The sequence below is a fragment of the Thiorhodococcus mannitoliphagus genome (assembly GCF_010915725.1).
GTDB classification, from domain to species: Bacteria; Pseudomonadota; Gammaproteobacteria; order Chromatiales; family Chromatiaceae; genus Thiorhodococcus; species Thiorhodococcus mannitoliphagus.
The window spans coordinates 50,666-64,669 of the sequence record NZ_JAAIJR010000022.1 but is presented as its reverse complement, the minus strand read 5'-3'; the positions used below and the strand labels follow the sequence as shown (position 1 = coordinate 64,669).

Annotated in this window: 15 protein-coding genes and 2 tRNA genes; 6 read left to right on the top strand and 11 right to left on the bottom strand. The window is 64.2% G+C overall.

Features of this window, described 5'->3' with window-relative positions:
* Window positions 1-547: 547 nt before the first annotated feature.
* The 3 genes from G3480_RS07565 to G3480_RS07555 are packed head-to-tail and all read right to left on the bottom strand — an operon-like array spanning window position 548 to window position 2,894.
* Window positions 548-1,924 carry an ATP-binding protein gene (locus tag G3480_RS07565; protein ID WP_164653241.1) on the bottom strand — a complete coding sequence of 459 codons (1,377 nt, stop codon included), beginning with the start codon at window positions 1,922-1,924 and terminating at the stop codon, window positions 548-550.
* A complete protein-coding gene (locus G3480_RS07560; RefSeq protein ID WP_164653239.1) occupies window positions 1,921-2,586 on the bottom strand; it encodes a response regulator transcription factor in 666 nt (221 codons plus the stop codon). The genes G3480_RS07565 and G3480_RS07560 overlap by 4 nt, the downstream gene beginning before the upstream one ends.
* Entirely contained in the window at window positions 2,586-2,894 is a 309-nt protein-coding gene (locus G3480_RS07555; RefSeq protein WP_164653237.1) for a PepSY domain-containing protein, read from the bottom strand. The genes G3480_RS07560 and G3480_RS07555 overlap by 1 nt, the downstream gene beginning before the upstream one ends.
* Window positions 2,895-3,180: 286 nt before the next feature.
* On the opposite strand from G3480_RS07555, the gene G3480_RS07550 reads away from it, so the two are divergent.
* The 4 genes from G3480_RS07550 to G3480_RS27830 all read left to right on the top strand — a co-directional run bounded on the left by G3480_RS07550 (window position 3,181) and on the right by G3480_RS27830 (window position 5,329).
* A complete protein-coding gene (locus G3480_RS07550; protein ID WP_164653235.1) occupies window positions 3,181-3,807 on the top strand; it encodes a cytochrome b/b6 domain-containing protein in 627 nt (208 codons plus the stop codon).
* Window positions 3,804-4,160, top strand: coding sequence for a DUF1924 domain-containing protein (locus G3480_RS07545; protein WP_164653233.1), 357 nt, complete (start codon window positions 3,804-3,806; stop codon window positions 4,158-4,160). Before G3480_RS07550 ends, G3480_RS07545 begins: the two co-directional genes overlap by 4 nt.
* A gap of 15 nt (window positions 4,161-4,175) precedes the next feature.
* Window positions 4,176-4,769 (top strand): cytochrome C, encoded by a 594-nt coding sequence (locus G3480_RS07540; protein ID WP_164653232.1) that lies wholly within the window; start codon window positions 4,176-4,178, stop codon window positions 4,767-4,769.
* A gap of 185 nt (window positions 4,770-4,954) precedes the next feature.
* Window positions 4,955-5,329: an EF-hand domain-containing protein gene (locus G3480_RS27830; protein WP_240905648.1), complete on the top strand. Its 375-nt coding sequence runs from the start codon at window positions 4,955-4,957 to the stop codon at window positions 5,327-5,329.
* Between the two features lie 268 nt (window positions 5,330-5,597).
* Here G3480_RS27830 and msrA read toward each other — a convergent pair whose 3' ends face one another.
* From msrA to G3480_RS07520, 3 genes are all read right to left on the bottom strand, one after another.
* Window positions 5,598-6,134 (bottom strand): peptide-methionine (S)-S-oxide reductase MsrA, encoded by a 537-nt coding sequence (gene msrA / locus G3480_RS07530; protein ID WP_164653231.1) that lies wholly within the window; start codon window positions 6,132-6,134, stop codon window positions 5,598-5,600.
* 80 nt (window positions 6,135-6,214) lie between these two features.
* Entirely contained in the window at window positions 6,215-7,663 is a 1,449-nt protein-coding gene (locus G3480_RS07525) for a sigma-54-dependent transcriptional regulator (RefSeq protein WP_164653230.1), read from the bottom strand.
* On the bottom strand, window positions 7,660-8,247 hold the full coding sequence (locus G3480_RS07520) for an NUDIX hydrolase (RefSeq protein ID WP_164653229.1): 588 nt from the start codon (window positions 8,245-8,247) through the stop codon (window positions 7,660-7,662). Before G3480_RS07520 ends, G3480_RS07525 begins: the two co-directional genes overlap by 4 nt.
* A gap of 86 nt (window positions 8,248-8,333) precedes the next feature.
* Here G3480_RS07520 and hypF point away from each other — a divergent pair, with 86 nt between their 5' ends.
* Window positions 8,334-10,697 carry a carbamoyltransferase HypF gene (gene hypF, locus G3480_RS07515; RefSeq protein ID WP_164653256.1) on the top strand — a complete coding sequence of 788 codons (2,364 nt, stop codon included), beginning with the start codon at window positions 8,334-8,336 and terminating at the stop codon, window positions 10,695-10,697.
* Window positions 10,698-10,704: 7 nt separating this feature from the next.
* On the opposite strand, the gene G3480_RS28270 is transcribed toward hypF, so the two are convergent.
* From G3480_RS28270 to G3480_RS07490, 5 genes are all read right to left on the bottom strand, one after another.
* Window positions 10,705-10,863, bottom strand: coding sequence for an SEC-C metal-binding domain-containing protein (locus tag G3480_RS28270; RefSeq protein WP_240905652.1), 159 nt, complete (start codon window positions 10,861-10,863; stop codon window positions 10,705-10,707).
* A complete protein-coding gene (locus G3480_RS07505; protein WP_164653228.1) occupies window positions 10,860-11,570 on the bottom strand; it encodes a DUF1186 domain-containing protein in 711 nt (236 codons plus the stop codon). Before G3480_RS07505 ends, G3480_RS28270 begins: the two co-directional genes overlap by 4 nt.
* 122 nt (window positions 11,571-11,692) lie before the next feature.
* Entirely contained in the window at window positions 11,693-12,244 is a 552-nt protein-coding gene (locus G3480_RS07500; RefSeq protein ID WP_164653227.1) for a hypothetical protein, read from the bottom strand.
* Between the two features lie 60 nt (window positions 12,245-12,304).
* Window positions 12,305-12,380, bottom strand: a tRNA-Glu gene (locus tag G3480_RS07495).
* A gap of 59 nt (window positions 12,381-12,439) precedes the next feature.
* Window positions 12,440-12,515, bottom strand: a tRNA-Ala gene (locus G3480_RS07490).
* A 188-nt stretch (window positions 12,516-12,703) separates the two neighbouring features.
* Between G3480_RS07490 and htpX the strand changes: the two genes are divergently transcribed.
* Window positions 12,704-13,591 carry a protease HtpX gene (gene htpX / locus G3480_RS07485; RefSeq protein ID WP_164653226.1) on the top strand — a complete coding sequence of 296 codons (888 nt, stop codon included), beginning with the start codon at window positions 12,704-12,706 and terminating at the stop codon, window positions 13,589-13,591.
* The last annotated feature ends 413 nt before the right edge of the window (window positions 13,592-14,004 follow it).

Below are 14,004 nucleotides of genomic sequence, written 5' to 3'. Positions count from 1 at the left end.
CCCGATCCCGATCCCGATCCCGATGGCCTTGGATGGTCGGACGCTGCAGCTAAATTTGACTCATCTGCGAGCATTTTGCGCCCTCAAGGATCCTAGGGACCTCTACGATGATTTCCAGACAGCCTCTCAGGCAAAGCGACGATGGGGAGCGGCGCCGCGCCGCGATCGCGCGCCCGCCGGGGCGGGGCGCCGCTCCCACCGACTGCGCGCTTGAACCAAAGGATGATTGAGGCCCGACCCTAGGAGCCCGCTTGCGGGCAAGGGGTCACTGGAGACCGACCCCATGCATCCGGACAACAACCAGGATTCGTCCGATGGCGCCCAGGCGACCCGGATTGCGGCAGTCATCATCAGACGCGCCAGACATCAGTGATGGTCGCACTCAAGGACAGAAAACCGGATATCAGCTTGCAACCCAGGCTAAGAAAGTGCCCATCAATTGTTTCCCGATGCGAGCGATGCCGCCGGAAATCCCCCCCTCGCCCCCCGTTGCGAAAGGGGGGAGTTGTTGATGGACACTTTCGAACTGGCTGGCGGCTCTCTTGATTCACCGCGAACGGCCCGCTAGCCCCGGCAGGCGTACCCAGACGACCAGCCCACCGTTGGACGCGGCATCGAAGCCCAGCGCCCCGCCGTAGGCGTCCACGACATCGCGCACGATCGCCAGCCCGAGGCCGCTCCCGTCCTTGTGCTCGTCGAGGCGCACGCCCCGCTCGCCCAGGCGATGCCGGTGCTCGGGTGGGACACCTGGACCGTCGTCAGAGATGCGGATCTCGACCTGATCCGGACCCTCGACCCGAATCTCGACCTGGGAGCGCGCCCACTTGGCGGCGTTTTCCAGCAAATTTCCGAGCAGTTCGAGGAGGTCGTCCGACATCAAGGCGGCATAGAGGGGGCCGGGGGACTGAATGCGCCAATCAATGTCATCGCCACCCGGAATGCGCTTGAGTGTCCCGACGACGCGCTCGATCGCGGCCACGACCTCGACGCCAGCCTGCGCCGTCGCGGCACCCGAGCGGACCCGCGCCCGGACCAGCTCGCGGTCGACCCGACGGCGCATGCCCTCGGCGAGCTGCTCCAAGTCTGCCGCAACCGCCGGATTGCCCTGCACGCGCAGACGCTCCGCATCGGCGGACAGGGCACTGAGCGGCGTCTTGAGGCCATGGGCCAGATCCGCGGTCCAGGCGCGGGCGCGCTCGACGGCCTCCTCGCGCGCCGCGAGCAGCGCGTTGACCTCCATCACCAGGGGCATGACCTCGTCCGGGACGCCCTCATCCAAGCGCGTCGAGGCACCCGAGCGGATGGCCGCCACGCCGCACCGCACCCGCTCCAGTGGCGCCAGGCCGGTTTGGATCTGCACCAGGGAGGCCAGCGTGAGCACCAGGGCCACCACGCCAAGATAGGGCAGCATGTCGGCGGCAAAGGCATTCCGCGCGTCCGTCAGCTCGCGCCGGTCCATGGCGGCCATGAGGCGAACCGCCCTTCCCCCATCCTTGAGCAGCACCAGCCGCTCACGGACCAAGAGGACCTGTCCGTCGGGTCCGGGCAGGATATGGGCATGCACGGCGCCGGGCTCGAGGCGGTCGGGAGGGAGGAGAATGCGGGTATCCCAGAGGGATCGCGAGCGCTGCACGCCGATCGCCAGGGTCGCGCCGGTCTCGTCGTCGATCTGCCAATAGTGTCCGCTCAAAGGTACGCCAAAGCGTGGATCGACAGGTCTGGGCTCGACCTGCAGTGCGCCGTCGGCGCCCACGCTGGTGGCGGCGAGGAGCTGGTTGACCTGGGCGATGAGTTCGGCGCCGATGCGCCGCTCGACGTGGCGCTCGAAGAGCATCAGTAGACCCAAGCCGGCAACCAGGACCGCGAGCAAAACGGAGCCCGCCGCGGCCAGCGCCAGCCGCGCGCGCAGCGAGCGGCGGGTCACGGCTCCTGGGCCTCGATGAGATAGCCGAAACCGCGCCGAGTCTGGATGATGCCGCTGCCGAGCTTGCGGCGGACCCGGCCCACGAGTACCTCGACCGCGTTGGAGTCGCGCTCGAAGTCCTGCGCATAGAGCTGCTCGGTCAGTTCCATCTGCGAGATGACCCGCCCGGCGTGCTGCATCAGGTAGCTCACCAGCCGATACTCCTGGGGCGACAGGTGCACGGGCGCCCCGTCCAGGCTGATGCGCATCTGCCGCGTATCCAGGGTCAGCGCGCCGATCTCCAGCACCGCGGACGCCCGCCCGGCGGTCCGCCGCGTCAGCGCGCGCACCCGTGCCAGCAGTTCCTCCATGCGGAAGGGCTTGGGCAGATAATCGTCGGCACCAGCGTCGATGCCCTCGACGCGCTCATGCCAGTCACCGCGCGCGCTGAGAATGAGCACGGGGAAGGTCTGCGCGTTGGCGCGCCAGCGCCGCAGCACCGTCAGGCCATCCATGCCCGGCAGGCCCAGATCCAGGATGACAGCGGACCAGTTCTCGGTATCGCCGCGAAACCAGGCGTCCTCGCCGTCGCTGCAGCGCTCGACGACGAAGCCAGCGGCATCCAAGGCCGATTGGACACCCTCGGCCAAGCGATCGTCATCCTCGACCAGCAACAAGCGCATCAGTCCAACTCCCAACCCAGTACGCGCGCATCGGCGCCATCCACCATCACCTCGAGCAGCCGCCCGTCTTGGGTGATCACCTTGATCTCGTAGACCCAGTGTCCGTGCTCGCGCTCCAGCTCGAGCCCGATGATCTCGCCGGGAACGGCCGCGCGGGTCGCGGCCAGGATCTCCTCGATGGGACGCACCTCGCCGCGCTCGCGCGCATGACGGGCACGGTCGTGATCGTGGTCGTGCCCGCCAGGACCTGCGACGCACGGCGTCGCCAGGGTCGCTAGAATGAGCCCGAACCCGAGCGGCTTCAGCATTGCGTACTTCAAGGGATTTAGCCGCCTCTTGTTGAGTTGTCGGAATCTCAAGCTCGATGGCTCTGAGAGCCATCGAGACCCTAGGGCGAAACTGCGGCAAGCAGGCGCTTGCCAGCGTCGTGATCCAGGCTTGCACACCCAAGCTGACCAAAGCCTGACAAGGTTGCTCAGCAAGCCGTCAGTACCAAGTCGTTAGGCTGAGCCTCAATCCTCGCACCCCGCACTGCCGTTCGCTAGCGGTCGCTGGGGCTGGAGGCACCTATCATATCCATGAGGAGCAACGACCATGAGCGAGAGCCTGAGTGCCCCAGGCGCCGACATCGACACTCGGCCGCCCGACGCAACCGCAGATCGGATCAAGGTGTGGGATCCCTTGGTGCGGGTCTTTCATTGGTCGCTCGCCGCCGGCTTCACAACGGCCTTCATCGTCGAGGACAAGCTGCTCGAGGTGCACGTCTGGGCCGGGTATCTCGTCCTGACGCTGCTCGCCGCGCGCGTCCTCTGGGGCCTGGTGGGCACGCGCTACGCGCGCTTTGCTGACTTCGTGCGCTCGCCCGCCGAGGTGCGCGCCTACCTCTTGGACATACTGCGCTTTCGCGCGGCACGCCACATCGGCCACAACCCGGCCGGCGGCGCCATGATCCTCGCCCTGCTGATTGCCGTGTCGCTCACCGGCCTGAGCGGCATGGCGCTCTACGGCGCCCAAGAATTCGCCGGCCCTCTGTCCGCTCTGATGCGAGGCGTCTCGGGGTCCACGGCGCATGCACTGGAGGACGTACACGAGGTCCTCGCCAATCTGACGCTGGCCCTCGTGGTCCTCCACATAGGCGGCGTGCTCTTTTCCAGTCTGGCGCATCGAGAAAACCTCGTTGGCGCCATGATCACCGGCTACAAACGGAGACATGAAAGATGAAGACCAGGATCCTAACCCTTGTGATCGCCGCGAGCGCGGCAGCGCTTCCAACCACCTTGCTCGCAGCCGATGCCGCAGCCGGTAAGGCCGGCTGGGTGAAGGAGTATCCTCAGGCCGATGGCTCGCCGGCGCGCAGCTGCGCGACCTGTCACGGGACGGACCTAAAGCAGTCGGGCAAGCACGCGAAAACCGGAAAGGTGATCGAACCCATGGCGCCGTCCGTCAACCCGCAGCGACTCAGTGACGAAAAGAAGATTGCCAAGTGGCTTCTACGCAACTGCAAATGGACCCTCGGACGCGAGTGCAGCGCCGAAGAGAAGGCCGATTTCCTCGCCTACATCAAGACTCAGTAAGGAGAAGACCTACTCATGCCACACTTCCAACGCCTTTATCCTCTTCTCGCAATCGCGGTGCTCAGCCTCGGTTCCGTGAGTCTTGCCTTCAGCGACTCGGACGATGATGACGAGCACGAGCGAAACGGCGGCTGGTTGAGCCCGCGCGCCGACGTCGCCCCCGTCTACAACTCGATCTACGCGGAGGAGTGCGGCGCCTGTCACATGGCCTATCAGCCCGGCCTGCTTCCGGCTAACGCTTGGGCGCAGATCATGAACCCGGCGGCACTCACAGATCATTACGGCGACGACGCCTCGCTGTCCGAGGCGTTGCGCGCGGAGCTTGCAGCCTATCTGACCGACAACGCGTCCGACTTCAGCAGCCGGACGCGCTCGCGCGCCTTCGCCGTCTCCCTGGACTCCGGCGACAACAGTGGCGAGTCACTCCCGCGCATCAGCACGACGGCCTACTTCGTGCGCAAGCACGACGAACTCTCCCCGCGCATGGTGAAGGACAATCCCGAGGTCGGCAGCTTCAGCCAATGCAATCGCTGCCATCAAGGCGCAACCAAGGGTATCTATAATGAAGACCAAGTGCGTATTCCAGGCTACGGGCGCTGGGAAGACTGATCTAGACTGATCCTGCGAGGGTGGTCGCTGCCAAAGAACAACGGCATCATTCCGCCCGGAGCAAGGTGTAGCACCTAGGTTCGATGGATCAGCGGCAGCACAACCGACGCATTGGCGCCGCAAGCACTGAACCCGAGGCTAGACAACGCAGCCGACTGAGGTCGGCAAACCCAATGGAGAGGACCATGAAGTACCGCACTCGCACGCTCGCACTCCTCGCCGGCATCGCCGCATGCACCGCATTGCCGGCTCTCGGCCAAGGAACCGGTCAGGGCATGGGACCAGGCTACGGCCCCGGACGAGGCATGCCCGCCTTTACCGACTTCGATCTCGACGGCAACGGCAGCCTGACCGAGCAGGAGTTCTATCAGGCCCGCGCCAACCGCATGGCCGAGCGCGCCCAACAGGGCTATCCAATGCGCAACGCCGGCAAGGCCCCGGACTTCGGCACGATCGACCTCAATGGCGACGACACAGTCGACCCTGAGGAGTTCGCGACGGCGCAGGCCGAGCATCGCCAGCAGATGATGCAAGCCCCCATGGCTCCGCCCGCACGCTGAGACAGGCTCGCTCAGTCACCTCGTCCATAGGGACGGGTGAGATCGCGGACGATGCAGCGACGTCCAGCAACCATGGCGCGGGATTCGGTGGATTTCGCGCTCGCTCGTCAAGCGGTTGGACTGACAGCCAAGGCTTCACTCGGCCTTGGACTCCGGCATGATCGAGGCAAGTCCAGGAAACGCCCGTGAAGGGCGTTTCCTGGCACAATCAAATCAAGTTCGGCACATCGGACTCAACACGGTACGAATCGCCGGAGACCGCAAGGCATCAGGACGTCAACAAGTCGGCGTGCTTGGATCTGAGCTTGGCGAGCTTTGGCGAGATGACCACGCTGCAGTAGCCTTGCGCGGAATTGCGCCGAAAGTAGTCTTGGTGGTAGCTCTCGGCTGGATAGAAGGTCGGCACCGGCTCGAGCTGAGTCACAATAGGGTCGGACCAGATACCTGCATCGGACAGCCTGGCCATGACCCGCTCCGCCGTCAGGCGCTGCGCTTCGCCATGGTAGAAGATCACGGACCGGTATTGGGTCCCGGCGTCGGCACCCTGGCGGTTCAGCGTGGTCGGATCATGAATGGTGAAGAAGACCTCTAGCAGGGTCTCGAAGTCGATCTGATCATTATCGAAGGTGATCTGCACCACTTCGGCGTGGCCGGTCGCGCCGCTGCAGACTTGCTGATAGGTCGGATCCGGCCGGGCGGCGCCGGCGTAGCCGGACACCACGGAATGGACGCCGCGAACCTCCTGGAACGCGGCTTCCAGGCACCAGAAGCATCCACCGCCGAGCGTCGTCGTTTCGATCGCCATGAGTCTTGATCCCCTTGTTGGCGCCAGCCGCCGGCCAAGCGCGAGATTTTGGCCGCCAAGCGCGGCGGACCACAGAGGAGTCAGTTGGGGATCAGGCCGTAGCGCTCAAGCTTGCTGCGCAGCCCAACGCGCGAGAGGCCAAGCTCGTCGGCGGCCTGGGTCTTGTTCCAACGGTGCCGAATGAGCGTCTCGCGCAGGACGCTCGCTTCCAACGCCTCGACGCGATCCTTCAGCGTGCCATTCAGACCCAGCGCGTCGGATCGGTTGAGCGCATCGCGCGGCCCACCGGCATGCTGCGCACGGAGCACTCTGGGGTCGAGAAGATCTGCGCTGAGCCGCTGTCCGGGCGCAAGCACGAGGATGCGCTGGATCTCGTTCTGCAGCTCACGCACGTTCCCCGGCCAGTCGTAGCGCGCAATGCACTCGAGTGTCTCGGGCGTGAAGCCATCGACGGGCTTGGCGAAATCACGAACCGCCTCGGCCAGGATTTGTTCGGCAATGGGGCGGATGTCCATTGGACGCTCACGCAGCGGTGGGATATGGACGCGCACGCCCGCCAGCCGGTAGTAGAGATCCTCTCGGAAACGCCCTTCGCGGATCGCCGCTTCCAGATCGCGATTGGTCGCCGCCACCACGCGAACGTTGACCTTGCGGCGCCGGTTCGACCCGATCGGCCTTACCTCCTGCTCTTGCAGCACCCGCAGCAGTTTGACTTGGAACGCGGTCGAGACCTCGCCGATCTCGTCGAGGAAGATGGTGCCGCCGTCGGCCTGCTCGAAGAGTCCGACCCGAGCGCTGACCGCGCCGGTGAAGGCACCCTTCTCGTGTCCGAAGAGCTCACTCTCGAGGAGCTGATCCGGCATGGCGCCGGTATTCTCGGCGACGAAGGGCTTGTCGGCGCGCGGGCTGTTGTAGTGGAGCGCCCGAGCCAGCAGCTCCTTGCCGGTGCCGGACTCGCCGGTGAGCAGCACGGGGATGTCATAGGGTGCGATCTGCCCGATCTGATCGCAGACCTGGTTGATTGGGCTCTCTGGACTGCGCACGATGGCATCGAGATTGAAGTTGCGCTTGAGTCGCTCGCGCTGCTTGGCGACGCGCTGCTCCAGCGCTTGCCCGGTGACCTTCATCTCAAGCGCCAGCAAGGCGTTCTCGCGCTGCAGCTCGACCAGTCGACAGGCGTTGCGAACGATCAACAGCAGATTGTCCGGGTGCCAGGGTTTGGTGATGTACTGATGAATACCGGCGCGATTGATGCCGTCGATGATATCTTCGGCTTCCGTGTAGCCAGAGATGATGATGCGCGCCATGTCCGGCCAGCGCTCGCGGACCCGCGCCAGGAGTTCGACCCCGGTCATTTCGGGCATGCGTTGGTCGGAGATGACGACCTGAATCCAGTCCTCCTCCAGGATGTGCTCGGCATCCAAGGGGTTGGTTGCGGTGCGAACGTCGAACTCCTCGTCGAGGATCCTTGCGAGCGTTTCCAGCGACAAGGGCTCGTCATCGACCAGGAGCACCGTGGGTCGACTCATGCCTGGTCCTCGTGGATGGTGACATGCACGCGCGGCTGCTCGCCGTCCAGCGCGCGAATGATGTCGCCCGAGTACATGGCCCCCTGGCGGCCTCGGCGCCGGTCCTTGAAGTAGAGATCCAGCGTCTCGCGGATCGTCTGGAAGGCCAGGACATCCCAGGGGATCTCGCTTTCCGCGAACAGCCGGACCTCGAGACTCTCCTCGCCGGGGCTGAAATCCAGGTCCAGCAGGCGCGCACGGAACAGCATGTAGACCTGATCGATGTGCGGTAGATTGAAGAGGCTGTAGAGTGCGCCGATCTCGACCCGAGCGTTGGCCTCTTCGAGGGTTTCACGCGCGGCGCCCTCGCGCGTCGTCTCGCCGCGTTCCATAAAGCCGGCCGGCAAGGTCCAAAGGCCGTGGCGGGGTTGAATCGCCCGCCGACACAGCAGAATCTTGTCCTCCCACTCGGGGATACAGCCGACGACGACCTTGGGATTCTGGTAGTGAATGGTCCCGCACAGGTCGCAGACGTGGCGCTCGCGATTGTCTCCCTGCGGGATCCGGAGGCCGACGGGTGCGCCGCAGTCACTACAATATTTCATCTGTGCTCTGTCGATAGCTGGCAAACATGCTTCAGATAGACAGAATTCACAACGATTTTCAAGCAGCGGGAGCCCAAGTCGCCATCATGAATGCCGAGCTGATTCGCGTTCGCGGACTTGTCCAAGGCGTAGGCTTTCGCCCAACGGTCTGGCGATTGGCACGGACCCACGCCCTGGTGGGCGAGGTGCTCAACGACGGCGAGGGTGTGCTCATCCACGCCCAGCCCGCGGCAGGCAATGACGCCAGCGCCCTGGATGACTTCTGCCGCGCACTGCGGGCGGAATGTCCGCCTTTGGCGCGCATCGACGCCATCGAGCGCAGTGTTCTCGAGGCGCCCTTGACCACCGACACCTTCGTCATCCGCGCCAGCAGCGCCTCGCAGGTGCATACCGGGATCGTCCCGGATGCGGCAACCTGTGCGGCGTGCGCGGCCGAGATTCGCGACCCGAGCAACCGCCGCTACCGCTATCCCTTTACCAACTGCACCCACTGCGGCCCCAGGCTGAGCATCGTCAAGGGCATCCCTTACGACCGGGCGCGCACCAGCATGGCCGTCTTTCCGATGTGCCCGAGCTGTGGGGCCGAGTACGCGGACCCGGCTGACCGCCGCTTTCACGCCCAACCCAACGCCTGCGCGGTTTGCGGTCCCAGCGTCTGGCTGGTCGACAGCCAGGGGGCACGACGCGACCCCGCAGCGCTGGAAGCGAGCGACCCCATCGCCGCGGCCAGCCAACTGCTGGCGGCGGGACGCATTCTGGCGATCAAGGGGATCGGTGGATTCCACCTGGCCTGCGATGCCACCAACGCCGCGAGCGTCGCCGAACTGCGCCGCCGCAAACGGCGCTTCGGCAAGCCCTTTGCTCTCATGGCACGCGATCTCGACGTCATCCGCGCCTACTGCACCCTGGACGCGGAGGAGGCAGGGCTGCTGCAGCGTCCCGCCGCCCCCATCCTGCTCCTGGATGTCAGCCCGAAAACGCAAGCAACACCGCTGGCGCCGGACATCGCCCCAGGGCAGCGCGCGCTCGGCTTCATGCTGCCCTACAGCCCGCTGCACCATCTGCTGTTGCAGGCATGGGACCGACCATTGGTCATGACGAGCGGCAATCTGAGCGAGGAGCCCCAGTGCATCGACAACGCAGACGCGGCCGATCGTCTCGGCACGCTCGCTGATGCGACCCTGCTACACGATCGCGAGATCGTCAATCGCGTCGACGACTCCGTCATCCGCCGCATGGCCGGCGCCCCGCGACTGCTACGACGCGCGCGCGGCTACGCCCCGGCACCCATCCGTCTGCCACCCGGCTTCGAGCAGAATCCGCCGATTCTCGCCCTTGGCGGTGAGCTGAAGAACACCTTCTGCCTGCTCAGCGATGGCCAGGCGATGCTGTCCCAGCACCTCGGCGACCTCGAAGACGCACGCACCGCCCGGGAGTTGGAGGTCACGCTCGACCTCTATCTCGAACTCTTTCAGCACCGGCCTGAATGGATTGCGGTCGATCTGCACCCCGACTACCGCTCCACACTCATCGGACGGGAGCGCGCGGCACACGATGACCTGCCACTGCTGAGCATCCAGCACCATCATGCTCACCTGGCCTCGACCTTGGCAGACAACGGCTGGGCGATGGACGCCGGGCCGGTTCTAGGCATCATCTTGGACGGACTGGGCTTCGGACCGGACGGCACCCTTTGGGGCGGGGAACTGCTGCTCGGAGACTACCTGGACTGCGAGCGCGTCGGTCACCTCAAACCAGTCCCCATGCCAGGCGGCACCAAGGCCATTCTTGAGCCCTGGCGCAATCTCTTCGCTCAACTCGAAGCGGCTGACGGCTGGGCGACGATGCGCGATCGGCATCCGACTCTCGAAAGCCTCCAGAGGCTTGGCGATCGTCCCTTGGACGTGCTTAGGAAGATGATGGCTCGCGGTGTCAACGCCCCGCTCACGAGTTCCGCCGGCCGGCTGTTCGATGCGGTGGCGGCAGCACTCGGGGTCGGCGGCGACCCCATTACCTACGAAGGGCAGGCAGCCATCGAACTGGAAGCCCTGGCTGCGCAAGCCATGGACCCAGGCCTGGAGGGCTACCGGCTCAAGGCCACGCGGCAGGCTTCCGGCATGGTGCTCGATCCTGCCAGCCTTTGGGAGCAGCTCTTCGCCGATCTCGAGCAGGGCGTGTCGAAGGCGCGGATCGCGGCACGTTTCCATAGCGGACTCTCCCAGGCGCTAGGAGACCTGGCGATCGCATTGGCTGAAGCGCGTGCGGTGCAGAGGGTCGCCCTTTCCGGAGGGGTCTTTCAGAATCGGATACTGCTGGAGTCCGTGCAGCGCCAGCTCAGCGCCGCAGGGCTCGAGACCCTGCTGCAGCGACAGGTTCCGTCCAACGATGGCGGACTCTCACTCGGGCAGGCCTGTATCGCCGCCGCGCGAGCTTCGCGGGCAAGCGAATGACGGCGCCTCAGCGCCCGCAGCACTTCTTGAACTTTTTCCCGCTGCCGCAGGGGCAAGGATCGTTGCGACCAACCTTGGCCGCCTTGACCTGAGCCCCTTTCGCGATCGCCGGAGCAGGCTTCGCCGCCTTGCGGTCGTCCTCCCTGAAACAGGCCCACCAACTCATCTCGGCCACCGTATCCTCGATCGGCCCCCTGCGGAACATCTGCGGATCGCCCGTTCCTTTCCTTCGGACATTGCCCGCTCGACACTCTCCATGGTGATGAACAAGGTATCCACCAAGTCGTCAGCGAAGGCGCGCTCAATTTCAGGCAAGAGTTCCTCGGGATAGAGATCGCAACAGTCGCTGATGAGCGCGCCCCGCAGGAAATAGGCTTCACGCTCCAGCTTGCCGTTGAAGAGACTCCGGAAATAGGCGACGACATGCTCGCGTTCCAGATCTCCCTGAGCAACGAGTCTGACCAAGGCCCGTATGCAGGCACTTCGCACATATTCGTTCACCTCGGGGTTCTCGATCGTCTCCTTGATCGGATCCAGGTCGTCACCACAGACCGCCGCCAGGATGCGATCCAGGTCCTCCGTCACCGTATCACCGATCACGTCGAAACAGAGGTCACCCGGCGCAGACAACAGCTTCACAAGCATCGGATAAGCAGCTCGCTCGCGAAACTGCGCCAGCAAGAAGATCGCATACATGTGGAGCATGGCGCCGGGAGTGTTCGCGACCTTCTCGGGGTCCTCGGCCGTCTCCCGGAGACACTCCAAGAGAATAGGCGTCATCGCCTCGCGTTGCTCCACGGCGGCCCGCACGGCAGCCGTGGGAAACTTGCGCTCATAGGTTTGGAGCTGCTTCTTGATGTCCTCGATAGTCATGCTCAGTTCGCTCTCTTTGGTCCAAGCGCGTGGTCGGTGGGAGCGGCGCCCCGCCGCGACGGACGCGGGCGCGGAGGAGGGGGGGAGCTGTCAGCGATTCAACGACCACCTGCCGAGCCGTCTCAGGCTGCCAGCGAAGGCTCGGACTGCTCCTGGATCTCGATCGCGTCGACGATCTCCAGCAGCTCGAGTACGCGGGCGCGCGACTCGCCGTTGAGATCCGTCCCGTAGCCTTCGCAATAGGCAACCGCGAGCCGGTAGCCCTCGGACCGGTTGGTGGGAGCGTAGAGAAAGATCTCCAGCCCCATTTCGATGAGGAGTAGAGGCGTGCTGTGGATCCTTCGGACCTGCCCCCATTGCAGCCTCTTGTGGTCGTCTTGGAATGCCTTGAGACGACCGAGGAGAATCTTGGCAGCCACACGGTCTGGCGCGGGTGCGTCAAGCGTCCAGGTATCGAGCAGATTCCGAGCAAGGTCCAAGAGACAGGGGTCCGCGTCGTCCGCGGCGCCAGCCGCCGAAACCGCCCTGACCGCAAGCGAGAGGGCAAAGCGCTGAAGTCGCTCCGGCTTCTCCAGCCACTTCTTGAGCACAGTCAAACGTGTCTGGTTCGCGTGCCCAGCGCGATCGATCTCGTCAACGATTGAGGCCAGCTTATCCTGAATGCGTCGCGTCATCGGCATACCCCCAAAAGAAAACGGGCCAGCTGCTTCAGCAGCTGGCCCGTGATTCTTAAATGGCGTCCCCACGGGGGTTCGAACCCCGGTTACCGCCGTGAAAGGGCGGTGTCCTAGGCCACTAGACGATGGGGACAGAAATCTTTCCCAAAACAAACCCGGCTCATGACCAACTTGCCGGATTCTATCGAAATTTGGTGGAGCCAGGCGGGATCGAACCGCCGACCTCAACACTGCCAGTGTTGCGCTCTCCCAGCTGAGCTATGGCCCCAGTGCGCTGAGACGCGGAATATTAAGGCGCGATTTCCGCGTTGTCTAGCCCTTTTTCGCCTTTGTTGTACGGACCATGGCCCTATATGCTGTGCCAGTTTTCTTTGGCGACCTTCGGGGCCAGTACCACTGAGCGAAGGCCGCGTATATTACAGCCATTCTCTCTCATTGACTAGGAGCTCTTGATCCATGATGCGTATCTTCTTGTTCCTCGCGACCAATGCGGCCATCCTGGTCGTCATCAGCGTCGTCTTCCGCTTGCTGGGGATCGACGGCGTTCTCCAAGAGAGCGGCGGCATCGACATGGGTGCCCTCTTGATCATGGCCGCCATCATCGGCTTCAGCGGCTCGCTGATCTCGCTCTTCTTGTCCAAGAGCATGGCGAAGCGCTCGATGGGTGTGCAGATCATCGCGCATCCCTCCACTCCCTTCGAGCAGTGGCTCGTCGATCTGGTCGCGCGCCAATCCGAGCGCGCGGGAATCCAGATGCCTGAAGTCGGCATTTTCGACTCGCCCGACCCCAATGCCTTCGCAACCGGCTGGAACCGCAACGATGCACTGGTTGCTGTCAGCACCGGACTGCTGCAGCAGATGAACAAGGATGAGGTGGCGGCCGTTGTCGGCCATGAGATCAGTCACGTCGCGAACGGCGACATGGTCACCCTGGCGCTCATTCAGGGCGTGGTCAACACCTTCGTCGTCTTCCTGGCCCGGATCATCGGCCATTTTGTCGACCGTGTTCTGCTCAAGAACGAACAAGGCTATGGTATCGGCTACTTCGTCACCTCGATCATCGCCGAGATCATGCTCTCCGTCCTGGCGACCATGATCGTCATGTGGTTCTCACGCCATCGGGAGTTCCGCGCTGACGCCGGCGGCGCCATGCTAACCAGCCGCGGACACATGGCCGATGCCCTGCGCGCGCTTCAGCGAGTGCACGAGCCCCAGGATCTGCCTGCGGGCGAGTTTGCCGCCTTTGGGATCTCGGGCAAGATCGGCGAAGGCTTGGCTGCACTCTTCCGCAGCCATCCGCCGCTCGACAAACGCATTGCCGCGCTCGAACAGTCCGCCACCTAAGAAAGCGCCCATTAATTGTTTCCCGATACGAGCGATGCCGCCCGAAATCCCCCCTAGCCCCCCTTTGCGAAAGGGGGGAAGTTGTTGATGGACGCTTTCTAACCGGCGGCACAGTTCCCGATCGCGCAGGTCCAGACAGGCACCCCGTTCGCGTCCGGCCGATGGCCGGACGCTTTTCCCCCGCACCCTGCCACTAATCCTCTCGCTTGACGTTAGGGCATCCGGACACCAGTTGATTTGGAAGATTCGGGCTCTAGTGCTTCGCTGCGCAAGTTCCGAGACCGTTGCCTCCTCGTTGTCGTTGTCGTTGTCGTTGTCGTTGTCGTAATCGTAATCGTGATCGCGGTCTCGACATGGCGAATATTCGATTACGACAACGACAACGACCTGAGACGGTCTCGGGACTTTCGCAC